Origin of the sequence: Dryocola clanedunensis subsp. sulfonylureivorans, assembly GCF_016756775.1 — a bacterium.
GTDB classification, from domain to species: Bacteria; Pseudomonadota; Gammaproteobacteria; order Enterobacterales; family Enterobacteriaceae; genus Dryocola; species Dryocola clanedunensis.
This window is the reverse complement of the sequence record NZ_JAERMU010000004.1, coordinates 1-24,783: the sequence shown is the minus strand read 5'-3', so window position 1 is coordinate 24,783 and position 24,783 is coordinate 1. Positions and strand designations below refer to the sequence as shown.

The 24,783-nt window shown below is 56.2% G+C and carries 18 protein-coding genes; 7 read left to right on the top strand and 11 right to left on the bottom strand.

The features are described from left to right. Nucleotides 1-76 precede the first annotated feature (76 nt). From purK to ppiB, 4 genes are all read right to left on the bottom strand, one after another. On the bottom strand, nt 77-1,147 hold the full coding sequence (gene purK / locus HYQ67_RS04985) for a 5-(carboxyamino)imidazole ribonucleotide synthase (protein WP_202301986.1): 1,071 nt from the start codon (nt 1,145-1,147) through the stop codon (nt 77-79). Then, on the bottom strand, nt 1,144-1,653 hold the full coding sequence (gene purE, locus HYQ67_RS04980) for a 5-(carboxyamino)imidazole ribonucleotide mutase (RefSeq protein ID WP_202301984.1): 510 nt from the start codon (nt 1,651-1,653) through the stop codon (nt 1,144-1,146). Before purE ends, purK begins: the two co-directional genes overlap by 4 nt. A 140-nt stretch (nt 1,654-1,793) precedes the next feature. Next, complete coding sequence (gene lpxH / locus HYQ67_RS04975) at nt 1,794-2,513, bottom strand: UDP-2,3-diacylglucosamine diphosphatase (protein WP_202301982.1); 720 nt, start codon at nt 2,511-2,513, stop codon at nt 1,794-1,796. A gap of 10 nt (nt 2,514-2,523) precedes the next feature. After that, on the bottom strand, nt 2,524-3,018 hold the full coding sequence (gene ppiB / locus HYQ67_RS04970) for a peptidylprolyl isomerase B (protein WP_202301980.1): 495 nt from the start codon (nt 3,016-3,018) through the stop codon (nt 2,524-2,526). Nucleotides 3,019-3,195: 177 nt separating this feature from the next. Between ppiB and cysS the strand changes: the two genes are divergently transcribed. After that, complete coding sequence (cysS, locus tag HYQ67_RS04965) at nt 3,196-4,584, top strand: cysteine--tRNA ligase (protein WP_202301978.1); 1,389 nt, start codon at nt 3,196-3,198, stop codon at nt 4,582-4,584. Nucleotides 4,585-4,726: 142 nt separating this feature from the next. Here cysS and ahpF read toward each other — a convergent pair whose 3' ends face one another. Beyond that, nucleotides 4,727-6,292, bottom strand: coding sequence for an alkyl hydroperoxide reductase subunit F (ahpF, locus tag HYQ67_RS04960; RefSeq protein ID WP_202302409.1), 1,566 nt, complete (start codon nt 6,290-6,292; stop codon nt 4,727-4,729). Nucleotides 6,293-6,405: 113 nt separating this feature from the next. Continuing rightward, complete coding sequence (gene ahpC, locus HYQ67_RS04955) at nt 6,406-6,969, bottom strand: alkyl hydroperoxide reductase subunit C (protein ID WP_202301977.1); 564 nt, start codon at nt 6,967-6,969, stop codon at nt 6,406-6,408. Nucleotides 6,970-7,392: 423 nt separating this feature from the next. Here ahpC and opgB point away from each other — a divergent pair, with 423 nt between their 5' ends. The 3 genes from opgB to HYQ67_RS04940 all read left to right on the top strand — a co-directional run bounded on the left by opgB (nt 7,393) and on the right by HYQ67_RS04940 (nt 12,416). Then, complete coding sequence (gene opgB / locus HYQ67_RS04950) at nt 7,393-9,681, top strand: phosphatidylglycerol--membrane-oligosaccharide glycerophosphotransferase (protein WP_202301976.1); 2,289 nt, start codon at nt 7,393-7,395, stop codon at nt 9,679-9,681. Nucleotides 9,682-10,165: 484 nt separating this feature from the next. Beyond that, on the top strand, nt 10,166-10,933 hold the full coding sequence (locus HYQ67_RS04945; RefSeq protein ID WP_237391100.1) for a DUF1120 domain-containing protein: 768 nt from the start codon (nt 10,166-10,168) through the stop codon (nt 10,931-10,933). A gap of 778 nt (nt 10,934-11,711) precedes the next feature. Then, entirely contained in the window at nt 11,712-12,416 is a 705-nt protein-coding gene (locus HYQ67_RS04940; protein ID WP_237391099.1) for a DUF1120 domain-containing protein, read from the top strand. A gap of 71 nt (nt 12,417-12,487) precedes the next feature. On the opposite strand, the gene HYQ67_RS04935 is transcribed toward HYQ67_RS04940, so the two are convergent. From HYQ67_RS04935 to HYQ67_RS04915, 5 genes are all read right to left on the bottom strand, one after another. Next, complete coding sequence (locus tag HYQ67_RS04935) at nt 12,488-13,648, bottom strand: pyridoxal phosphate-dependent aminotransferase (RefSeq protein ID WP_202301974.1); 1,161 nt, start codon at nt 13,646-13,648, stop codon at nt 12,488-12,490. 135 nt (nt 13,649-13,783) lie between these two features. Next, nucleotides 13,784-14,146, bottom strand: coding sequence for a DUF4156 domain-containing protein (locus HYQ67_RS04930; RefSeq protein ID WP_202301972.1), 363 nt, complete (start codon nt 14,144-14,146; stop codon nt 13,784-13,786). A gap of 287 nt (nt 14,147-14,433) precedes the next feature. Next, nucleotides 14,434-15,777 carry an NADP-specific glutamate dehydrogenase gene (gene gdhA, locus HYQ67_RS04925; protein WP_202301970.1) on the bottom strand — a complete coding sequence of 448 codons (1,344 nt, stop codon included), beginning with the start codon at nt 15,775-15,777 and terminating at the stop codon, nt 14,434-14,436. Nucleotides 15,778-15,883: 106 nt separating this feature from the next. Next, complete coding sequence (entD, locus tag HYQ67_RS04920) at nt 15,884-16,558, bottom strand: enterobactin synthase subunit EntD (RefSeq protein WP_202301968.1); 675 nt, start codon at nt 16,556-16,558, stop codon at nt 15,884-15,886. A gap of 70 nt (nt 16,559-16,628) precedes the next feature. Then, nucleotides 16,629-18,887: a TonB-dependent siderophore receptor gene (locus tag HYQ67_RS04915; RefSeq protein WP_202301966.1), complete on the bottom strand. Its 2,259-nt coding sequence runs from the start codon at nt 18,885-18,887 to the stop codon at nt 16,629-16,631. Between the two features lie 277 nt (nt 18,888-19,164). On the opposite strand from HYQ67_RS04915, the gene fes reads away from it, so the two are divergent. The 3 genes from fes to HYQ67_RS04900 are packed head-to-tail and all read left to right on the top strand — an operon-like array spanning nt 19,165 to nt 24,530. Next, a complete protein-coding gene (gene fes, locus HYQ67_RS04910; protein WP_431355427.1) occupies nt 19,165-20,379 on the top strand; it encodes an enterochelin esterase in 1,215 nt (404 codons plus the stop codon). A gap of 15 nt (nt 20,380-20,394) precedes the next feature. Further along, nucleotides 20,395-20,613: an MbtH family protein gene (locus HYQ67_RS04905; protein WP_202301962.1), complete on the top strand. Its 219-nt coding sequence runs from the start codon at nt 20,395-20,397 to the stop codon at nt 20,611-20,613. Between the two features lie 11 nt (nt 20,614-20,624). Then, nucleotides 20,625-24,530: an enterobactin synthase subunit F gene (locus HYQ67_RS04900; RefSeq protein ID WP_202302404.1), complete on the top strand. Its 3,906-nt coding sequence runs from the start codon at nt 20,625-20,627 to the stop codon at nt 24,528-24,530. Nucleotides 24,531-24,783 lie beyond the last annotated feature (253 nt).

The following is a 24,783-nucleotide window of genomic DNA, read 5'->3' as shown; positions in this document are numbered from 1 at the left end:
TGTGCGCCTGTGAGCATAGAAAAGAAAGAGGGGAAATGGCGACAGGGCGGTTGAACCGCCCTGTAAAAGTGTAAACCTACTTAGTCAACTTGTTCTGCGCCCAGGCAATGCCGCTGGCGTAATCCGCCGGTAGCAGCGGCACAAGCGCTTCCAGCGAGGCGCCGAGCCTGTCGGTATCGCTGTCGTTCAGGTTGAGGTGGCCCACCTTGCGACCGGCGCGCACGTCTTTGTCGTACCAGTGCAGATGCACCAGCGGCAGCTTCAGCCAGGCGTAGTTCAGATCCGTGCCGATGAGGTTAATCATCACCGACGGCGCGTTGACCACGGGCTGCGGCAGCGGCAGATCGACAATGGCGCGCAGGTGCAGCTCAAACTGGCTGATGGACGCGCCGTTCTGCGTCCAGTGGCCGCTGTTGTGCACGCGCGGGGCCAGCTCGTTGATGAGCAGCCCGGCAGGCGTAATAAAGCACTCCATCGCCATCACGCCGACATACTTCAGCTCGTGCATGATGGCGCTGAGCATGGTTTCAGCCTGGTTCTGCTGCTCCGCATTGGCGTGCGGGAAGGCCACGCTTGTACGCAGAATGCCGTCCTGATGCAGGTTGTGGGTCAGCGGATAAAACACCGTGCTGCCGTCGTGGCCGCGCGCGCCGACCAGCGAAACCTCACCGGAGAAATTAATGCCCTGCTCAACAATGCATTCGCCGTAGCAGTCGTCCGGCAGCTGATCCGTTTCAAAGTCGCGTAAACGCCACTGGCCGCGTCCGTCGTAGCCGCCCACGCGACGCTTCACAATCGCCAGCTCGCCCAGATCTTTGAATACGCCAGACCACTGGTCGCGGCTGGAGAGAAGCTGCCACGGCGCGGTTGCCAGCTCCAGCTTATCGAACAGCTGCTTTTGCGTGAGGCGGTCGGCGATTATCGGGAACACATCGCGGTTAACAAAAGCGTTATGCCGCGCCAGTTCACGGGTCAGCGCCGTCTCGGGCCAGCGTTCGATCTCTGCGGTGATCACGCTCTGGGCGAAAGGCACCGCTTCCGGCTCCGCGTCCAGACCAACCGGATAAACCGCAATACCCAGCGGCTCGCCCGCCTGGCGCAGCATTCTGCCCAGCTGGCCGTTGCCTAATACGCAGACACGTTTCATGCGTCGCTCCGTGGGTCCGGGTTTTCCAGCACTTCGTCAGTCTGAGCGCTGCGCCAGTCGGCCAGGCGCTGGTGCAGGGTCTTGTCGTGCAGCGCCAGAATCTGCGCCGCCAGCAGGGCCGCATTAGCCGCGCCCGCTTTACCAATGGCGAGGGTGCCAACCGGAATGCCGCGAGGCATCTGTACGATGGAGTAGAGACTGTCGACGCCGCTCAACGCCGCGCTTTGCACCGGTACGCCCAGCACCGGCACCAGCGTTTTCGCCGCCAGCATGCCGGGCAGATGTGCAGCCCCGCCCGCGCCCGCGATGATCACCTCAAAGCCGTTGCTTTCAGCCTGCTCGGCAAAGCTGAACAGCTTGTCCGGCGTGCGGTGCGCGGAGACGACTTCTAAATGGTGTGGAACATCCAGGGCGGTGAGGATTTCTGCGGCAAACTGCATGGTGGCCCAGTCACTTTTGGAACCCATGACAATGGCGATACGCGCCGGGGTCTGGTTGGAGGACATGCGTCTCAAAACTCCTGTGGGTGTGCAAACATCACCGAACGGCTCGTACGGTCGGTCAGAAGGGTTGAGAGAATATCATGAACACAGGGCCAGGAAAACGGTTGCGTGGTTAACAAAGCGGCGAAAAGCGGGGGTTTTGCTTAAAAATCGAAAGGGATCAGTTCGACGTCTTCGGCGGTGACTTTGATCATCGAGCCATGCGTATGCCAGGCACCCAGCACGCAGCGAAACGCGGCTTCGCCGTTTGCCTGAAGCGTGTGGATTTCGGGGCGATGGGTATGGCCGTGGATCATCCACTGCAAGCGGTGGCGGGCGAGGGCGTCAACAACGGCATGCTGGTTCACATCCATGATGGCCATGGACTTAGTGCTGTTGGCGGATTTGCTCCCCGCACGCATCCGGGCGGCAACGCGTTTACGGATAAACAGCGGCAGGGCCAGGAACAGCCATTGCAGCCAGGGCTGATGCACTTTTTTGCGAAACGCCTGATAGCCGTGGTCATCCGTACACAGCGTGTCGCCGTGCAGGATCAGCATTTTGCGGCCATACAGGTCGAGGACTTTTTCTTCAGGTAACAGCGTCATGCCGCTCTGGCGGGCGAAGCGCCTGCCGAGAAGAAAATCTCGGTTGCCATGAATGAAGTAGCAGGGTACGCCGGAATCAACCAATGCTTTGATAGCTAATGCAATTTCCTGATGAAGCGGCTCCGGATCGTCGTCGCCAATCCATGCTTCAAACAGGTCACCGAGGATGTACAGCGCCTGGGCTTCCCGCGCCGTGCCGGCCAGAAAACGCAGAAAACCGGCGGTTATCGCCGGTTCTTCTGAGCAGAGATGTAAATCTGCAATAAACAGAATCATCGTGAGCGAATTACTCGCTGACGGTGACGCTGTTTACGATAACGTCTTCTTTAGGAACGTCCTGGTGCATGCCGCTGCGGCCTGTGGAAACGCCTTTGATTTTATCAACCACGTCCATGCCTTCTGCCACTTCTGCAAATACGCAGTAGCCCCAGCCCTGCATGCTTTCGCTGCTGAAGTTCAGGAAGTCGTTATCAGCCACGTTGATAAAGAACTGAGAGCTTGCGGAGTGTGGCGCCTGGGTACGGGCCATTGCCAGCGTACCACGGGTGTTTTTCAGGCCGTTGTTCGCTTCGTTCTGAATGGTGTCTTTGGTTTCTTTCTGCTTCATGCCAGGCTCAAAACCGCCGCCCTGGATCATAAAGCCGTTGATCACACGGTGGAAAATGGTGTTGTCGTAGTAGCCTTCGCGACAGTAATCCATGAAGTTTTTAACGGTGATCGGTGCCTTATCGTCGAAGGTTTTGATGACGATATCACCGTGATTAGTGTGAAAAGTAACCATGCTGTGCATCCTATATTTAGTCAGACAGTGTTCCGGCAGACGGTGCCGCCACACAAGGTGGTTGTTATAGCATAACTCAACATGATCATCACCTTGCAAAGCGTACTGCTTACCGGTGGAATTTTGAGGTAACATATAGTCAAATTTCGACTACACACGCAGATATGGAATCCCCTGATGTTAAAAATATTTAATACCCTGAGTCGCCAGAAAGAGGAATTCAAACCCATTCATGCCGGGGAAGTCGGCATGTACGTGTGTGGTATCACCGTTTACGACCTCTGTCATATCGGCCACGGCCGCACCTTTGTGGCGTTCGACGTAGTGGCGCGCTACCTGCGTTTCCTCGGCTATAAGCTGAAGTATGTACGCAATATCACCGATATCGATGACAAAATTATCAAGCGCGCCCATGAAAACGGCGAAGATTTCGTGGCGCTGGTCGACCGCATGGTCACCGAAATGCACGCTGATTTCGACGCGCTGAACATCCTGCGTCCGGACAGCGAGCCGCGCGCTACTAAACACATTCCTGAAATCATCGAAATCGTTGAGCAGCTTATCGCCCGGAATCATGCCTATGTGGCGGCCAACGGCGACGTGATGTTCTCTGTCACCACCGATACGGATTACGGCAAGCTCTCCCGTCAGGATCTGGACCAGCTCCAGGCGGGCGCACGCGTTGAGGTTGAAGCGAACGTGAAGCGTAACCCGATGGACTTCGTGCTGTGGAAAATGTCCAAGCCGGGCGAGCCGAGCTGGCCGTCCCCGTGGGGCGATGGCCGTCCGGGCTGGCACATCGAATGTTCGGCGATGAACTGCAAAGAGCTGGGGAATCATTTCGATATTCACGGCGGCGGTTCTGACCTGATGTTCCCGCACCATGAAAACGAAATTGCCCAGTCCACCTGCGCCCACGGCGGCGAGTACGTTAACACCTGGATGCACTCCGGTATGGTGATGGTCGACCGCGAGAAAATGTCCAAATCGCTGGGCAACTTCTTCACCGTGCGTGACGTGCTGAAATACTACGACGCGGAAACCATCCGCTACTTCCTGATGTCCGGCCACTACCGCAGCCAGCTCAACTACAGCGAAGAGAACCTGAAACAGGCTCGTACTTCACTGGAGCGCCTCTATACCGCTCTGCGCGGAACGGACAGCGCGGCGCAGCCAGCCGGTGGCGAAGCGTTTGAAGCCCGTTTCCGTGAAGCAATGGACGACGACTTCAACACGCCGGAAGTCTACTCGGCGCTGTTCGATATGGCGCGTGAAGTAAACCGCCTGAAAACGGAAGATATGGCGGCGGCGAACGGCCTGGCGGCGGCGCTGCGCAAGCTCTCTGCGGTTCTTGGCCTGCTGGAGCAGGAGCCGGAAGCCTTCCTGCAAAGCGGCGCGCAGGCGGACGACGGGGAAGTGGCCGAAATCGAAGCGCTGATTAAACAGCGTAACGATGCCCGTAAATCAAAAGACTGGGCGCTGGCGGACCAGGCGCGCGACCGTCTCAACGAGATGGGTATCGTGCTGGAAGACGGTGCGCAGGGCACGACCTGGCGCAGAAAGTAAGGCAATAAAAAAACCACCTGCGTGGCAGGTGGTTTAGTCATCAATGGTGGATGGCGCTGGCGCTTATCCACCCTACAACATCAGAGCGCAGTTCCGTAGTTCCGTAGGTCGGATAAGCGCAGCGTCATCCGACACGGCCATCCTACAAAATCGGCGTACGAATCAAATAATCAAACGCGCTTAACGATGCCTTGGCCCCTTCGCCGGTCGCGATAATAATCTGCTTATACGGCACGGTCGTACAGTCACCCGCTGCAAACACGCCTTTCACGGTGGTTTCGCATTTCGCATCAATGATGATTTCACCCATGCGGTTGCGCTCGACGCTGCCTTCCAGCCAGCTGGTATTTGGCAGCAGGCCGATCTGCACGAAAATGCCGGACAGCGCGATATCGTGAACGCCGTCTGAAACGCGATCCTTATACTGCAAACCGGTCACCTTCGAACCGTCACCTTTTACTTCCAGCGTTTGCGCATTAAGGATGATGTCGACGTTGGTCAGGCTGCGGACTTTATTCTGCAACACCTGGTCGGCCTTCATCTCTGGGGCAAACTCCAGCAGCGTCACGTGTTCGACGATGCCCGCCAGATCGATGGCCGCCTCCACGCCGGAGTTACCGCCGCCGATCACCGCAACGCGCTTGCCTTTAAACAGCGGGCCGTCGCAGTGCGGGCAGTAGGTCACGCCTTTGGTGCGGTACTGATCTTCACCCGGCACGTTCATGTTGCGCCATTTTGCACCGGTGGCGATGATGATGCTGCGCGCGCTGAGGGTTGCACCGGAAGCCGTCTGGATCTGATGTAAACCGCCTTCTACCTGCGCAGGGATCAGCCTGCTGGCGCTTTGGGTGTCGATAACGTCCACATCGTAGTCGTCCACGTGCGCCTTCAGGGCGCCCGCCAGCTTCTGGCCTTCCGTTTTCGGCACGGAAATATAGTTTTCGATGTCGACCGTATCCAGCACCTGGCCGCCGAAGCGCTCGCCCATCAGCCCGGTACGAATGCCTTTACGCGCAGAGTAAACCGCCGCCGCCGCGCCCGCAGGGCCGCTGCCGACAATCAGCACGTCGTAAGCTTCGCGCTTGTTCAGCGCTTCTGCCGCGCGTTTTTCAGCGCCGGTGTCAATTTTGCCGACGATTTCAGCGAGCGTCATGCGGCCCTGGCCGAACTCTTTGCCGTTCAGGTAAACCGCAGGCACGCCCATCACGTTGCGCTCCTGGATTTCATGCTGATAAACGCCGCCGTCAATCGCCGTATGGGTGATGCGCGGGTTAAGCACGCTCATCAGGTTCAGCGCCTGCACCACGTCCGGGCAGTTGTGGCAGGAGAGCGAATAATAGGTTTCAAAATGGAAATCGCCGTCGATGTCGCGGATCTGATCAAGCAGATCCTGAGACTCTTTCGACGGGTGTCCCCCGGTCTGCAGCAGGGCAAGAACCAGAGAGGTAAATTCGTGGCCGAGCGGGGAGCCGGCGAAGCGCGGACCCTTGTCGGAGCCTGGGTTGGTAATTAAAAACGACGGTTTACGTACCGGCAGATCGTTATTAATGCTGAAGGTGACTTTGTCAGATAATTCCGCGATCTCTGCCAGCAGTTCCTTTACTTCGGATGATTTTGCGCCGTCATCCAGCGTGGCAATTAACTCAACAGGTTTGGTTAATCTCTCAAGGTAGGCCTTGAGCTGGGTTTTCATATTGTTGTCGAGCATGGGGTAATCTCCCTGGTGGCAAAAAGCGAAACCCGCAGGGTGAATAAGCGAAAGCGCCATCCACCTTCCGGTAATACGGCGGGAGCTAGCCCGCCGGGGAAAATGTGAAGCCGTTAGATTTTACCGACCAGGTCCAGGGATGGAGCCAGCGTCGCTTCGCCTTCTTTCCACTTAGCCGGGCAGACTTCGCCTGGGTGAGAAGCCACGTACTGCGCAGCTTTCACCTTACGCAGCAGGTCAGATGCGTCGCGGCCAATGCCTTCGGCGGTGACTTCGATAGCCTGAATGATGCCCTGCGGGTCAACGATAAAGGTGCCGCGATCCGCCAGGCCTTCATCTTCACGCATGTTTTCGAAGTTGCGGGTCAATGCGCCGGTCGGGTCGCCGATCATCGCGTATTTGATTTTGGCAATGGTGTCAGAGCTGCTGTGCCACGCTTTGTGGGTGAAGTGGGTGTCGGTTGAGACAGAGTAGATATCTACGCCCATCTTCTGGAACTCTTCGTAGTGGTCAGCCACGTCGCCCAGTTCGGTTGGGCAGACAAAGGTAAAGTCAGCCGGATAGAAGAAGAAGACGCTCCAGCGGCCTTCTACGTCCTGCTCGGTGACTTCGATGAACTCACCGTTTTTAAAAGCGCTGTTTTTGAATGGTTTGATTTTTGTATTAATTAAAGACATCTGTACTTCCTCCGTTTTGCGATGGGAGAAAGATACCGAAGGCGGACGATAGTCTCTAATGGGTAGGTTTTATCGAATCAATAAGTATTTCCTAACAGCGAAACCGCAGACATGAAAAAAGGCCACCCGGTTGCCAGGGTGGCCTCTTCAAGTTGCGCGTTACAATTCCACTTTAAAAAATCATAACAGCGCGGGAATTACAGCACCGAAGCGGTGAAAGGGTCAATCGCCGCGCCAATTGTAGTAACGATGACTGCAATAGATTTTTCCTATTATCCAGGAATACTCAACAATTCCGAAATGCAGCACAGTTTTATGACAGACAAATTGCAACGTTATGTGTTCAAGGCTAGATTGAGCGCTCAGAAAATCTCTGAGGCTAGCGTGGCGCCCGGTGCGTCTATTTTTATTGAGGAACAGGCGTTGTCGGAATTGCTTTCAATTACGTTGTTTGTGGCAGCCATCGCTGTGTATGCCGTAAAAGCCGGCAGAAATATCTGGTGGTTTAGCTCTATTCTGCTGATTTTAACTTTTTTCATCATTCTCAACGTGACGTTGGTCGCCAGTAACTATTTTACCGGGGACGGGATCAACGACGCCGTTCTCTATACGTTGACCAGCAGCCTGACGGGCGCGGGCATCGGCAAATATGTCTTACCTGGGCTGGGCGTTGCGTTTGGGCTGGTGGTGGTATTCGGCCTGCTGACCTGGATTTTGCGCCGCCGTAAAAACCATCCGCACCACTTTGGCTACAGCCTGCTGGCCTTGCTGCTGGCGCTGGCTTCGGTGGATGCCTCGTCAGCGTTTCGTCAGGTCGTGGAGTTAGTGAAATCGCAGAGCCGCACGGGCGATTCAGACTTTGCCACTTACTATAAAGTCCCTCACGGCTCAATCAACAATCCTAAGCTGAACCTGGTCTATATCTACGGGGAAAGTCTTGAGCGTACCTATTTCCAGCCGGAGCTCTATCCCGATCTTGCCCCGGAGTTAACCAGCCTGAAAGATTCGGGGCTGGATTTCAGCCATACCATGCAGCTGCCGGGCACGGACTACACCATCGCCGGGATGGTCGCTTCCCAGTGTGGCATCCCGCTGTTTGCGCCGTTTGAAGGCAACTCATCGGCGTCTATGTCGAGCTTCTTCCCGAAGAACGTCTGCCTGGGGGATATCCTCAAAGCCTCGGGATACGAAAACTACTTTATGCAGGGTGCGGATCTGCGCTTCGCGGGTAAGGATGTGTTTTTACAGTCCCACGGCTTCGACTATATGTACGGCGCCCAGGAGCTGAAAAGCATGGTGGCGGACCCGAGCTATAAAAATAACTGGGGCTACTATGACGATACCGTGCTGGATGAAGTTTTTGAGAAATACATCGAGCTTTCAAAGTCGAACAAGCGTTTCTCGCTGTTTACGCTGACGGTAGATACTCACCACCCGGACGGCTTTATCTCTAAAACCTGTAAACGCCGGAGCTATGAGTTCGACGGCAAGGTTAACCAGTCCTTCAGCGCGGTGGCCTGTAGCCAGGAGCATATTGCGGCGCTGATCGAAAAAATTAAGGCCTCGCCGTACTTTAAAAACACGGTGATTGTGGTTTCCTCCGACCACCTGGCGATGAACAACACGGCTTACAAGTATCTCAATAAGCACGAGCGGGATAACCTGTTCTTCGTGATCCGTGGCGATAAGCCGCAGCAGAAGCTGATCCCGGTAAAACGCAGCACCATGGATAACGGCGCGACGGTGCTGGATATTCTGGGCGGCGATAACTATCTCGGCCTCGGGCGCAGCAGCCTCTCCGGGGAGTCGCTCTCTTCGGTGTTCCTGAATATCAAACAGAAAGTCCTCGGCTGGAAGCCGGATATTATTGATTTATGGAACTTCCCAAAAACCATCAGTGAATACTCCATCGATCAGAAGAAAAATACCTTCAGCTACTCTGACGCGCACTTCAAGATGCCGCTATTACTGCGGGTATCCGATGACAAAATCGAGCCGCTGCCGGAAAGCGAATACTCCGCGCCGTTGCGTTACCAGCTGGCGGATTTCTCGGTAAAGGATAAATTTATCTGGGTCGACCGCTGTTTCAAAATGGCGCGCCTTTGGGAACCCAAGCTGGCGCTCTCTACCGGTCTTTGTGTCGCACAGGGGCAGCTAGGCGGCAAACCAACGGTTCACTTTGTTGAGGGGCAGCTGGATAAACAGCCGGTGAAGTTTGTGGATGAGCAGCTTGATAAAGATCGCTTTAATCAGAGCGTGGCGATGCTGAAAGTGGATGAGAATGCTATTCGCTACCAGGCAGACAGCTTTATCTTTAGCGTGCCGGGCGCCCCGGATAACGTTAAGCAGTTCAGCGGGATCTCACGGCCAGAAGCCTGGGGGCGCTGGTCGAACGCCAACCTGGCGCCGGAGGTTAAAATCGAATACGCCGAACCGCTGCCGGAGAAGTTCGATCTGGTGATCACCGCCAAAGCCTTCGGCCCGAACGTGGGCAAGCCGGTGCCGGTAAAAGTGGGTAACCAGCAGCAAACGCTGACGCTCGGCGCGGAGCTGAGCACTACCACGCTGCACTTTGATAACCCGGAACGCAGCGCCACGCTGGAAATCGTCCCGCCGGAGCCGCAGCTCTCTAACGAGGGCAATATTCTCGGCCATGAGCCGCGTAAGCTGGGGATCGGCATGGAGGATATTAAAATAGTGCCCACGGCTTAATATTTGCATGGGGGCATATTGCCCCCATTAATTCTATTTTACACAATAAGTTAGCGATCCAGTCAGTGAATTAAAGATGTAAAAATAAAAGGTCGTCAAAATTTTTTGATTAGTTAAATGAATCATATTTTCTGAAAAAAAAGATTAATATGGTGATTGTTTTTTTTTGAAAGAAATTGTTCGCGTTTTTGCTCCCTTCTGAATTGTATGCCTGGTGAGTTGCATTATTATCCCATAATAATGTTGATGAAATAGCTATTCCCTGACTGCTTATCCTGTTTTTCCATCTCTTGTGAACCTGGTTGTAGGGGGCGGGAAGTGATGCTACGTTTTTAATTGTTCAGACCACTTGCGGAATGATTATTTGTGGTTTTCGTTTCTTCTTTATCAATGCTTTTAATTATATCTGTGGGTGTCGGACATAGCGGTTTTTTTTAGAATTATTGGTGTTTTATAATAGCTTTTCTGAAAGTACTGGATGTTCATGGCTGAATATCATGTTGATAGCTTTATATTACTTAACAAAAAGGAATTATCCGTTATGAAAAATATGAAGAAAACGATCTGTACCCTGGGATTGATAGCCGTTACAGCTACAGCGTATGCCGCTGATAGCGTGGATGTAAAAGTCATTGGTACCATTTCTCCGGCAGCCTGTGCGCCAACGCTTGGCGGCGGTGGTACGGTTGATTATGGCACGATTAAAGCGAACGCTCTGGCGGCAGATGACTACACTACGCTGGCTGTTAAAACGGTCTCACTGTCAATTACCTGTGACGCACCGGCGAAAGTAGGTATTCATGTACTCAATGGCCGTCCCGGAACAACCGCGGGTGCAGCTGAAGGTGGGCCAATGTCTTCGGCTCTGGCACCTGTCGCTCTTTTAGATATCCCTGCTGGTCAGTATCCTGTCGTCGGGCTTGGTGCTGATGGAACATCCGATATTGGGGGCTATGGAATAGGTATTGTTGAAAGCTCATTGAAGGTTGATGGCAACGCTGTCGATTTGATTCTGACAGACATGAGCGATCGTTCTCGTTATACGATGGAAGATGTTGATTATCCATTATATGATCCGAACAATGACTCCTTGTTTACCTGGGCAGCGCCGGGTACGCTGACCCCGGTTGCCTTCACAACCATGGCTGGCACACTTAATGTGCAGGCCTATCTGAACAAAGCTTCTGAACTTGATCTGACAAAAGAAGTCCAGCTTGATGGCCTGACTACGATCGAAATCGTCTATCTTTAAAATGACAAGAAGCGGCTTTCGTGCCGCTTCAGACTGATGACAAACCTGAAGCGGATGCATTTCGCAATGGTCTCACCGAACAATAACAAGGAAAATCAATTCATTGATTTTCGCGTGCTTCCCACAAAGAAGGAAAAAACAAGATTTTTCCTTCTTTGTCAGCAATCTCAGGCAGCTTTAGCGCCGCTGTTTTTTACCTGAATAAAGACCAGCGCCTATACAGGAGTTTGTATTTGTAGAGTGAATAACTGAACCGTTTTTATTCTAAACATTACAAAAATTCCCCCTCCCGTATTCAATTGGCTATTTACTGTATGTTAATAATTTAGTTAGTATATCTAAAATAAATCACGATCCAGTATGAAAATAGTTAAAAATGCTTTTTTTGTGGATAAAGAAGTTGGATGTATTGATTGTTTTTTTTACCCGGTTTCAGATGTGTTATTTTACAGCATTAGCATGTTTTGTTAGTTTTTTGCTTTTTTTTGAATGGTTATATTGATTTTATGGTTGCGGTATAGTGGTTTCTTCTGTTTTTTCTTGCTGTAAACCTGATGACAGAGGGGCAGCTAAACCTGTTATCCTGTTTCTCATTCAGGCTCTGTCTCATTCAGATTTAATCGTCATTATTTTGTAAAAAACTCCCTTCTGAAAACAGAGTTTGTCTACATCATCCTTTTATCATTATCGATAAATGTGAATGTAAGAAAGTCCTGATGTTCATAGCTGAATATTTTGAGATGAATCTTTATTATTTAACAAAATGGAATTGTCTGTTATGAAAAACATGAAAAAAACGCTCTGCGCTCTGGCAATGATGGCGGCAACTGCTTCAGCTTTTGCCGCAGATAGTGTGGATGTAAAAGTCATCGGTACCATTTCTCCGGCAGCCTGTGCGCCAACGCTTGGCGGCGGCGGTACGGTTGATTATGGCACTATTCCAGCAAATACCCTGGCGGCTGATGACTATACTGTACTTTCATTGAAGTCGATGAATCTTACCATTACCTGTGATGCGCCTGCGAAGTTGGCTATCCACGCCGTCAATGGACGCCCTGGTACATCCGCCGGGGTTACTGAAACCGGACCAATGAATTCAGGTTATGCACCTGTTGATCTGTTCTCTAATCATCTTACTCCAATCGTTGGTCTGGGCACTGATGGTTCAGCAAACGACATTGGCGGTTATGGCATTCAGTTTACGGACGGCTCTGTAACGGCCGATGGCAATGCGGTTGACGTTCTTTATAAAAGTACTGCCGAGGGGGATAACACCTTCAACTCAGGTAATGCGGAGTTTTACAGCGATAAATACGATCGTCTGATTAGTTGGGGTGCAACTGGAACAACGACTCCGGTTTCATTTACTACGCTGTCAGGAACAATGGAAATTCAGGCCTATCTGAACAAAGCATCAGAGCTCGATCTGACAAAAGAAGTTCAGCTTGATGGTCTGACTACGATTGAACTCGTGTATCTGTAAGATGAAAAGAAGCGGCTTTAGTGCCGCTTCTTCATTTCTATGCCAGGCAGATAGCTCAGCGCGATCCGCCGCTAAAGCTTACATAATCTCTCCGCCGCCGCATCCAGCGTCGTCTCCTGCTTCGCAAAACAAAGCCGAATCAATTTATGCGGGAAGGTGTCGGCGCAGAACACCGACAGCGGGATTGCCGCCACGCCCACCTCTTTCGTCAGCCACTGACAGAAACTCACGTCGTCCAGATCGGATATCGCGCTGTAGTCCGCCAGCAGGAAGTAGGTTCCTTCGCACGGCAGGATCTCAAAGCGGCTGCTTGCCAGCGCCTGAATAAACCGGTCGCGCCGCGTGCGGTAAAAATCTGGCAGTTCCCGGTAGTGCTCCGGCTGGGCGCGCAGCATATCGGCAATGGCGAGCTGTGCGGGGGTATTCACGGCGAAGGTCAGATACTGATGCACCTTGCGGATTTCCGCGCTCAGCGCCGCCGGGGCTACGCTGTAACCTATCTTCCAGCCCGTCATGTGGAACGTCTTGCCAAAGGATGAGACGGCTACCGCCCGCTCGCGCAGCTGCGGATGGGCAAGCACGCTGGCGTGCCCCTCGTCGGCAAAACAGATGTGCTCATAAACTTCATCGCTCAGCACATAGATTTCATGTTGTGCAATGGCCTGCCAGAGCGCGGCAAAATCGCTTTTCTGCCAGACTGTCGCGGAAGGATTGTGGGGCGTATTGAGGATCACCAGGCGGGTACGCGGGCTAAGCAGGGCGGTAAACGCCTGCCAGTCAACGCGAAACTGCGGCGGTTGCAGGGCAATTCGTTTCACCACGCCGCCGGACAGCGCTACCGCCGGGGCATAGCTGTCATAGCTTGGGTCAAAGCAGATCACCTCATCGCCGGGGCGGACGAGGGCGGTAATTGCTGCATACAGCGCCTCCGTCGCTCCGGCGGTGACGGTAATATCCGTGTTTGCGTCAGGGCGGTAGCCATAAAGCTCGACGGTTTTATCCGCAACAGCCTCCCGCAGCGCTTGTACTCCCGTCATCGGGGCGTACTGGTTGGCACCGTTCGCAACGTGCCAGGCGAGGCGCTCCTGCAACAGCGCTGGGCCATCGAAGTCAGGAAAGCCCTGGGAGAGGTTTATCGCCTGGTGCTGAGCGGCCAGCGCGCTCATTTGCGTGAAAATGGTGGTACCAAGAGCGGGGAGTTTGCTCTCGGGAATCAAAGCCTTCTGAGTCATTTAAGCGACCTTAACGTGATGCAGGTAATGCCTGGGACTATAGCATGACGTTAAGATTTGGCAATCAAGACGCTTAGACGGCTAAACTATAAGGTTATAGCGCGGCTTATCCTCCCTGAGAGAGGGCAGAAACCCTTATGCCTCCGGGCAGTGATAAACGTTGCCGGTCAGCGTCACGTTGGTCTGCTCGCTGCTGCCCGAACCGTCGTACATGCCGCCCGTCTGCCCTGCGCGCTGGGTGATAATGGACACCACGTTGCCGCCCATATTTGCGGCCTGGTTTTTCAGGTCGTTGCGCGCGCCCGTTTCCAGATTGCTGTTCGACGTCCAGCCGCCGGTAAAGAAGTTGCCCTGGCTGCCGGTAATATCGCCGAGGAACTTACATTCTTTGCCCGGCTCGTTATTCGTGACGCGGACGCGCTGCGCCTGCGGGTTTAAATTATGGGCACTGCAGCCGGCCAGCAGAATTGCCAGCGTAATCAGGGTGAGCTTTTTCATCGTCTTTCCGGATAATATAATTCAGGTTAAATAAATAATGACCGCGCATAAGAATAACGAGGTGTGGGATTTACCCTACGAGAGAAGTCTTAAAATAAGATTATTAAGCGAACAAAAAAAGAGTTTCCCGATTGGCGTTGATGCTACGTTTAGAAAGGGCGTTTAATCGTATATTTATTTCGCATATTTAATGAAAGAATTAAAGCCGGGTTGTTATTTATTGGTGAATAAATTAATTCGCAGAATAATTATTATGGCGCGCTGTATTAGCAGCGCGCCATTAAATATTAAAGAACGCCCTGGCCAAGCATTGCATCGGCGACTTTGACGAAACCGGCAATATTTGCTCCGCGCACGTAGTGCGTATGCCTGCCTTCGCCGCCGTAGTTTACGCAGGCTTCATGAATATCCAGCATGATGTGGTGCAGGCGGATATCCACTTTCTCTGCTTTCCAGCCGTAGCGCGCGGCGTTCTGCGCCATCTCCAGGCCCGACGTCGCCACGCCACCGGCGTTTGCTGCTTTACCCGGCGCGAACAGCACCCCGGCCTCCAGGAACAGGTCTGTCGCTTCGATGGTCGTTGGCATATTGGCCCCTTCCGCTACCGCCTTCACGCCGTTGGCAATCAGCACGCGGGCGGCTTCTGCATCCAGCTCATTCTGGGTGGCGCACGGCAGGGCGATATCTACCGGTACGCTCCACGGCCGCTGGCCTTCCAGATACGTCAGGCCAAATTCACGCGCATAGTCCGCTACGCGGCCGTCGCGGCTGGCTTTGATTTCGCACAGGCGGGCAATTTTTTCCGGGGTGAAGCCCGCTTCGTCCACTACGGTACCGTTTGAATCCGAAGCGGTAATCACCCGCGCGCCAAGCGACATCGCCTTTTCAATAGCGTACTGCGCGACGTTACCGGAGCCGGACACCGCCACGCGCATGCCTTCAAAGCCCAGCCCGTGGCGCTGCAGCATCGCATCTGTGAAGTAGATCAGGCCGTAGCCGGTGGCTTCCGGACGGATCAGGCTGCCGCCAAACGACAGCCCCTTGCCGGTAAACACGCAGGCGGTATTGTTGGAGAGCTTTTTCATCATGCCCGCCATAAAGCCCACTTCGCGGCCGCCCACGCCAATATCCCCTGCCGGAACGTCGGTGTCCGGCCCCAGGTGACGATACAGCTCGGTCATCAGCGCCTGACAGAAGCGCATGATTTCGCCTTCGCTTTTCCCCTTCGGATTAAAGTCGCTGCCGCCTTTGCCGCCGCCCATCGGCAGGGTGGTGAGGGCATTTTTGAAGGTCTGCTCAAAGCCCAGGAACTTGAGGATGGAGAGGTTAACCGACGGGTGGAAGCGCATGCCGCCCTTAAATGGCCCGATGGCCGAGCTGAACTGCACGCGCCAGGCGCGGTTAACCTGCACCTGATTGCTGTCGTCCACCCAGGCAACGCGAAACTGGATCACGCGCTCCGGTTCGACAAGGCGCTCCAGCAGGGCTGAACGTCGATACTGTGGATTTTGTTCCAGGAAGGGCCATAACGTCGTCATCACTTCACGTACGGCCTGGGAGAATTCGGGTTGATGCGGGTCGCGCTGCTGGACGGAAGATAAAAACTGTTCGAGGGAAACCGTGTTCGCCATAGGGGAACTCCTTGTCGTCAGAGGTTGTTATATTGTGTTTGTTGGTTGTTTTTTGACTATAACATTCACTTATGACGTGGCGGCAAGCGATTTATTTTTATTCTCTTTAAAGGCTTATTAGCGTGGTTAATTGCTTTCCGTCACTATTCCAGCTCACGCTGAAGGTGTCCCCTTCGCGGAATGGCCCAAGCGGAGAAACAAGCCTCAGTGCGAGCTGCCGCCCGGTAATCTTAACTACTTCTGCGGCGGTGAAATTAAAATAGCGGCCGACGTGGCGGTACAGCGCCTTAAATAAACTCTCTTTAGCGGAAAACGATAATGTCAGCGCCGTGGGGAAGGGGAGGCCGCAAACATGCAGCAATTCCCGCTCGGCGGGATTAACCACGCCTTCGGCTATATTCTGTGCGTCATAAGCATTCATTATGATCTCGGTATCAATGCCCACGCCGCAAAGTTCCCCCTGGCGATCCTGCATCACCGTTGCCAGCGCAACGTTGCCCGTGTGGGTGATGCTGCCGGTAAGCCCTGGTGGCCAGCACGGCGCACGATGCAGCCCGATGCCGGGCACATAATTTTGTACCCCATAGAAACGCAGCGCCTCCCGAGCGGCGATTCTTCCCGCCAGATGCTCCGCCCGGCGCTTAGTGACGGCCCCGGAAAGCTGCTCGCGGTGTGGTAAGCAAAGCAGATCGTCAGGCTGAAAAGTTGAGGCGTCGAAATCCACGCGGTAGACGCGCTGCGAGGTAGTGGGAAAGTCGAAATAGGTTAGCTGACAGATCATGTTGGTCGCTTATAACGGTGGAAGACACCGGCGCTTTTCCACCCTGCGGAAAAGCGCCAGCGTTACGCAATCAGAAGTGCGTGTTCAGGCTCACATAGTAAGTCCGGCCGGATTCGTTATAGGTTTCGGCACCCGCGCCGTACATATAACCCGTGTTGCCGCCGGTAGTCTGGGCATTACCCGCACGCCAGTGACGCTTATCGAACAGGTTGTCGATGCCCGTCGTTACGCTGACGTTTTTGGTGGCGTCCCAGGTGCCGCTCAGGCCGACGATGCTGTACGGGCTAACCTCGTTGGTTTCGGAACCGGTCGCCGGCTGGCCCTTGTAGTTGTACTTCTTCGGCTGCTGCTTGCCGTACCAGGTGAAGGTCGACTGCACGGAGATATCCTGACGGATCTGCCAGCTCAGCGTGGAGTTCAGCGTGTACTCAGGAATGACGGACAGGCGCTCGCCGGTCTCCTTGTTTTTACTTTGCAGCATGTAGGTCAGGTTGTTCGACCAGCTGACGGCGTCGCTTACCGGGACGTTCAGCGTGCCCTCCAGCCCTTCAACAACGGCTTTCGGGATGTTGTCCCACTTATAGATATCCGTTCTGGTTGCGCCGGAGGAGGTCTGGCCTACCGGCGAGTAGCCCGCTTCGATCTTGTCTTTGTAGTCGTTGCGGAACCAGGTCACCCCGGCCAGCCAGCCTTCATGCTTGAACTCAAGGCCGATCTCTTTGTTGACGCTGGTCTCCGCCTTCAGGTCTTCGTTACCCATCATGTAGCAGCCGACGCCCGTACCGCTGGCGTAGCAGCCCTGGCCCTTGCTGTAGAGAATGTAGTTTGGGTTGGTCTGGTACAGGCTCGGCGCTTTATAGGCGCGGGCGATGCCCATTTTCAGGGTGAAGTCGTCGCCAAGGCCCTGGGAGAGGTTCAGGGACGGGCTCCAGTTGTCGCCGACGATGCTGTGATGATCGAAGCGCAGGCCCGGCGTCAGCATGGTGCTGTCGGTCAGCTCCATGTTGTCTTCCGCAAACAGAGAGAAAATCTCCGCCTGGGTGTACGGGCTGCGGCCGGTGCTGTCGTAACCCGGAATGGACCCGCCCATAAAGGTCTGGCCGTTAGAGGTCTGATCCTTCATGCGCTGCTGGTTCCACTCGGTGCCCAGCGTCAGGTTCTGGTTCACCACGAAATCTATTGGGATATTCACTTCGCTGTGCAGCAGCACGTCGCTCAGGTCGATATCCTTAAACTTGTCGCTGGCGAAAATCCCTTCGGTGCCACCCGCCAGCCCTTCCTGCATGCGCGAGTTGCGGGTGTGCTCGTACTGCACCCAGTTGGTGGTGGTCAGGCCGTTATCCCAGCCGCCGTTCCAGGTCAGGGAGTAGGTCTGGCGGTAGAGGCGGTTGGTCTCGTTACCGTAGTTGTCTTTGACTATTTGGTTGGTATTGGTGTTCTGGGTGTCGCCGGAATAGAGGTTGCCCTGGCGGCTGTAGCCCGCCTCCAGCTCGAGGGACTGCATCGGCGCGAAGTCCCAGCGCACCACGCCGTTAATGTCTTTGTTAATCACGCCTTCACGACCGGCGGGCAGCGTATCGGCATAAATTCCCGTGCGTTCGGACTGGTGGCCCTGGTTGATGTCCCAGGCGTCGGCCTGAGTTTTATCCAGGTTACCGTACAGGCGGAAGCTGAAATCCCCGCCCAGCGGGCCGTTGAGGCTGAAGTTGGTGCGCTTGGTGGAGCCTTCGTCTTTGTGTTCAGGGGCGTTGAGATAGGTGTTCCAGGTGCCGTGCCACTCGTCACCACCTTTTTTGGTGATGATATTCACCACGCCGCCCGCCGCGCCGTTGCCATAGCGGGCCGCTGCCGGGCCACGGATCACTTCGATGCGCTCGACCATTTCCGGCGGTACCCAGCTGGCATCGCCACGGGTATCACGTTCGCCGCGCCAGCCCAGACGCACGGAGTTACGGCTGGTCACCGGCTTACCGTCGATCAGAATCAGTGTGTTTTCCGGGCCCATGCCGCGAATATCAATCTGGCGACCGTTGCCGCGCTGGCCGCTGGTGGAGTTACCGGTGAGGTTCACCCCCGGCATGGTGCGGACAAGCTCAGAAATGTCGCGTGCGGGCGGGCGCTTTTTCAGTTCGTCAGCGGTGATGGTCGACACGCCAGGGGCCTGCAGGTTTTGCTGGGCGGCGGTCACCACGACGGTGTCTTCCTGGACGGGCGTTTGGGCAGTTTCTTTATCGTCGGCTGTGTTTTCTTCAGCAAGCGCGGGGAGCGCGGCGCTGTAAATTCCCATGTTGATGAGCATCGCAAGGGAATACTGGATCTTCTTATTCATTATGGCGGCCTGCTTTTCCGCTGAGCTCCGCGTTTTCCTTGCCCAGAGGGCCGGAGTGCAGCATGGATGTCCGTGAGTGAAACCGATACCGCGTGCTAATGCTGAAACAAAAAAGCAGCATTATCCCTGCAATTCGGCAACTTATTGTTTTAGCTCAGAAGCCGTAGCTCACAGAGCGCGAATACGCTATTGCAAATGCAAATAATTATCAATAGTATTATCAGAATATTTCAGGGTTATGATTAATATTCCATTGATAACATGGGGTTATGAATTGGTGTCGAGAATAGAGCCGGGAAGTGAGGCGTGGTGGCAGGAAAAATCGCGGGAGAGGGGACCAACCGTGACCAGCGGGGAGCCGGGAAGCTGCTCGGTTACCTTCTGGTGGCGCGATCCCGCCGGAGACGAAAATGCCTCTGACATTAAACGCGTGTGGATTTACATCACCGGCGTAACGGATCACCACCAGCGCTCGCAGCCGCAGTCCCTGACGCGCCTGCCCGGCACAGACGTCTGGCAGTGGCAAACGCAGCTCGGCTCGCAGTGGCGCGGCACCTACTGCCTTATACCCTCAGCCAGCGAAGAAGATTTCCCGGCGGCGGCCTTCGAGGGCTTTCGGGCCGACCGTACCGCGCTGCGCGAAGGCTGGCGCAAACTGCTGCCGCTGGCGATTGCCGACCCGCTGAACCCGGACAGCTGGAAGGGCGGGCGTGGGCACCCGGTATCCGCTCTCCACCTGCCGGATTCGCCGGTGCAGGCCGGCTGGGACAACCCGGCGAAGGAGTGGCAAACTCCGCAGTGCATCACCTGGCATAGTAAACGGCTGGGCAATCAGCGTCGCGTCTGGGTATTCACAACGGGCGAAAACAAGCCGGATGAGCGCCCACTGGCCATTCTCCTTGATGGTCAATTCTGGGCGGAAAGCCTGCCGGTCTGGCCCGCGCTACAGGCGCAAACTAACGCGGGTGAACTGCCCGAAGCGGTGTATGTACTGATTGACGTCATCGACACCCAGCACCGCAGTAAAGAGCTGCCCTGCAACCCTGATTTCTGGCTTGCCGTGCAGGAAGAGCTTCTGCCGCAGCTGCGGGAAAAGACCTGCTGGCGCCAGGATCCGCAAACCACCGTCGTGGCGGGGCAGAGTTTCGGCGGGCTGTCGGCCATGTACGCCGGGCTGCACTGGCCCGAGACCTTTGGCTGCGTCCTCAGCCAGTCCGGCTCGTACTGGTGGCCGAAGCGCGATCCGCAGGCGCAGGACGGGCTGCTCATCAGGCAGCTGGCAGACGGCACGATAAAACCTGAGCCGCTGCGCATTTATCTTGAGGCGGGCTTCCGCGAGCCGCTTATTTATCAGGTCAATCAGAACCTGTATCCCTTACTACAACAAACACAGCAGGCTGTTTTCTGGCGTCAGGTTGACGGCGGACACGATGCGCTTTGCTGGCGCGGCGGCCTGATTGACGGGCTTAGCTGGCTCTGGCAGAGCGCTTAAAGACAGGAGTAAGGCATGGAGTACAGTAACCCTTTCGACGCCCCGCAGGGGCGGTTTTTTATCCTTCAGAACGCCGCCCGTCAGTACAGCCTCTGGCCGGAAGCTTGCGCGCTGCCTGCGGGATGGCAGATGGTGTGCGAGGCGGCGGGGCAGGAAGAGTGCTCCCGCTGGCTTAAAGAAAACTGGCGTGACCTGCAGCCCGTCTCTTTTGCTGATGCGGGAGGCAGGAAGTGAGTGAAATTCTGATGAACCCAGTAGAACAGCAGGCTGAAATGCTGCCGCTTGTCGCCGCCCAGCCGGGCATCTGGATGGCGGATCAGCTCTCGCCGCAGCCTAACGCCTGGAGCGTGGCGCACTATGTCGAGCTGGAAGGCGATCTAAACGAAGCGCTGCTGTGCAAAGCCGTGGTGGCGGGAATGGCGGAAGCGGATACGCTGCGCATGCGCTTTGCTGAGCAAGACGGCGAGGCCCGCCAGTGGATCGATCCCGAGGCGACCTTTACGCCGCCGCTTTGCCGCGATCTGCGTCAGGAAGCCGATCCGCAGGCAGCCGCGCTGGCTATTATGCGTGACGATCTGGATCGGGATTTACGCCTCGCCAGCGGTAGGCCGTTATATTTCCATGCGCTGCTGCGCCTGAGCGAAACGCGCTGGTTCTGGTATCAGCGTTTCCATCACCTGGTGGTCGATGGCTTCAGCTTCACCGCAATTACCCGCCGCATCGCCAACATTTACACCGCTTACTGCCGGGGCGAGCAGCCCGAGCCGAACCCGTTCACCCCGTTCAGCGATGTTGTTGAGGAGTATCAGCGCTACCAGCAATCGGGCACCCGGCAGCGTGACGCGGCGTTCTGGGGCGAAAAAGCCCGCCAGCTGCCGCCTCCTGCCACACTCTCTACCCAGCCGCTGACCGGGCAGGGGTCGACCACGCACCTGATCCGCCAGAAGCTTGATTTTAACCGGACGGAGTTTCACGGGCTGGTCAACGGCGCCGGTTTAACCCCTGCCGACATGGCGCTCGCGCTGGTCGCGCTCTGGCTGGGCCGCCTGAGCGGGCGCATGGACTACTCCGCAGGCTTTATTTTTATGCGCCGCATTGGTTCCGCCGCCCTGTGCGCCACCGGCCCGGTGCTTAACGTGCTGCCGTTTGGCGTGCGTATTATCCCGACTGCAACTTTGCCAGAGCTGGCGCAGGAGATTGCCAGAGAGCTGAAAACCCTGCGCCGCCATCAGCGCTACGACGCGGAACAGATCCAGCGGGATCTGGGCCAGGTCTCCAGCGGCGAGCCGCTTTACGGCCCGGTGCTGAACCTGAAGATGTTCGACTACCGCCTGGATTTCAACGGCACCGAAGGCGTGACGCACCAGCTGGCCTCCGGCCCGGTGCGCGACCTGGAAATTGCGCTCTACATCGGCGAACAGGGGGAGTTTACCCTTGAGCTGCTGGCGAATGCCGAGCGCTACGAGGCCCGGACGCTGGAGCAGCATCTGGCGCGCCTGCCGCTGCTTTTGCGCCAGTTTGCGGCTAACCCCTTGCTACGCTGTTCGGATGCGCAGCTGCTGCACAGTTCAGAAACGCAGCTGCTGGAAAGCGTTAACGCCACGCAGACGGCGGTTCCGGCCACCACGCTCGGCGCTTTGATTGCGGAGCAGGCGCAGCGCACGCCGGACGCCCCGGCGCTGGCCGACGCGCAGCATCAGTTTACCTATCGCGAAATGCGCGGCCAGGTGCTGGCGCTGGCGGGGGAATTAATCGCCCAGGGCGTGAAGCCGGGGGATGTGGTTGCCGTCGCGCTGCCCCGATCGGTCTTTTTGTCGCTCTCTTTACAGGCGATTGTTGAGGCCGGGGCGGCCTGGCTGCCGCTGGATACCGGCTACCCCGACGACCGCCTGCAAATGATGCTCGAAGACGCCGCGCCGCGCCTGCTTATCACCTCCGCAGATCAGCTGGCCCGGTTTAGCGCTCCCGAAGGGCTGAACACTTTCTGCTACGAAAGGTTGCTTCCGGCTGCGGATCGGCCTCTGCCGCTGAACGTATCCCGACCGGAACACACCGCCTACGTGATTTTCACCTCCGGTTCAACCGGCCGCCCGAAAGGCGTCATGGTCGGGCAGCAGGCTATCGTCAACCGCCTGCTGTGGATGCAGAACCACTATCCGCTCAGCGGTGAAGACGTGGTGCTGCAAAAAACGCCGTGCAGCTTCGATGTTTCGGTCTGGGAGTTTTTCTGGCCCTATATTGTCGGCGCGCGGCTCGTTATGGCACCGCCGGAAGCGCATCGCGATCCGCAGGCGCTACAGCAGCTGTTTAGCCGCTATCGTGTCACAACAACGCATTTTGTACCGTCGATGCTGGCAGCCTTCGTTTCTGCGCTGGACGGCGACGCAGCGATTGCCAGCTGCGCCACGCTGCGGCGCGTGTTCTGCAGTGGTGAAGCGCTGCCTGCGGATCTGTGCCGGGAATGGGAGCAGCTCACCCACGCGCCTTTGCACAACCTCTATGGTCCGACGGAAGCCGCCGTGGACGTGAGCTGGTATCCGGCTTATGGCGAAGATCTTGCCCGCGTGACCGGCAGCAGCGTGCCGATTGGCTGGCCCGTGTGGAATACCGGGCTGCGGATCCTCGATGCGGCAATGCGGCCCGTGCCACCGGGCATCGCCGGCGATCTTTACCTTACCGGGATCCAGCTGGCCCAGGGCTATCTTGGCCGCCCGGATCTCACCGCCAGCCGCTTTATCGCCGATCCTTTCGAGCCCGGCGAGCGTATGTACCGCACGGGTGACGTGGCCCGCTGGCTGGACAACGGCGCGGTGGAGTATCTGGGGCGCAGCGACGATCAGCTCAAAATTCGCGGCCAGCGCATTGAGCTGGGAGATATCGACCGGGCAACGCAGGCGCTGGAAGACGTGGCGCAGGCCGTCACGCACGCCTGCGTACTCAATCAGGCGGCGGCCAGCGGCGGTGATGCCCGTCAGCTGGTTGGCTATCTGGTTTCCGCTTCCGGGGGGCCGCTGCCGCTTGAGAAGCTGAGAGAACAGCTTTCGGCCACGCTTCCGGCGCATATGGTGCCGGTTGCGCTTGTGCAGCTTGATGATTTCCCGCTCAGCGCCAACAGCAAGCTGGACCGCAGGGCGCTGCCGCTGCCTGAGCTGGCAAAACGCGCTGCGGGGCGTGCGCCTGAAACGGCTCTGGAAAAAACTGTCGCCGAAGCCTTTGCCGGGCTGCTTGGCGCTGACGTTCACTCCGTCGACGATGACTTCTTTGCGCTGGGCGGCCATTCGCTGCTGGCGATGCGCCTGGCGGCGGAGCTGCGTCGTACCCTCGGCAGGCCGCTGACGGTGGGGCAAATCATGGTTGCTTCCACGGTGCGCCAGCTCGCCGAAACGCTTGCCGAAGAACATAGCGAAGAGCAGGCGAGCCGCGCCGGGTTTGAGGCCGTGCTGCCGCTGCGCAAATCCAGCGGGCCGACGCTCTACTGCTTCCATCCGGCGTCGGGCTTTGCCTGGCAGTTCAGCGTGCTGCAACGCTATCTGGATCCGCGCTGGTCGGTGACCGGCATTCAGTCTCCGCGCCCGACGGGCCCAATGCAGCAGGCGCAAAACCTGGCAGAGGTTTGCGAAGCGCATCTGCAAACCCTCAGAGAGCTACAGCCCCACGGGCCGTATTACCTGCTGGGCTATTCGCTGGGCGGCACGCTCGCGCAGGGGATTGCCGCAAGGCTTGCGGAGGCGGGAGAGGAAGTGGCATTCCTGGGCCTGCTGGATACCTGGCCGCCGGAAACGCAAAGCTGGGCCGAGAAAGGGGCGAATGAACTCGATCCGGCCGTGCTGGACGAGATAAACCGCGAACGGGAAGCTTTTGTCGCCGCCCAGCAGGGGCAGGCGTCAGACGCGCTGTTCGAGGCTATCGAAGGCAACTACGGCGATGCCGTCCGGCTGTTAACCACGGCGCAGAGCGTGCCGTTTAGCGGTAGGGCAACGCTGTTTGTTGCCGAACGAACGTTGCCGGAAGGGATGGATCCGCAGAAAACCTGGTCGCCGTGGATTGCCGAACTGGATATCCACCGCCTGGACTGCGCGCACGTGGATATCATTTCCCCGGACGCGTTTGTCGAGATAGGGCCGGTATTGCAGCAGGTGCTTTCTTTATAGGGATCTGCGGCGGATGACGCAGGCTTATCCGCCCTTGTATCTTGGACCGGTAGCTGGTTAGCTACCGGTTACACGAAACGGAGGAAGCTTGTATCCGCCCTGAAGACGCCGATCTTTCTTCGTAGCTTAAGCCCTCCGTTTCACCTTTCACGTCACTCAAAATCCGAACGGTAACCAGAAGCTCTGACTTCGTATGTACAAGGCTGGAATGACGTGTTGGCTCAGGTGAAAGGAGACAAAATATGTTCACTCT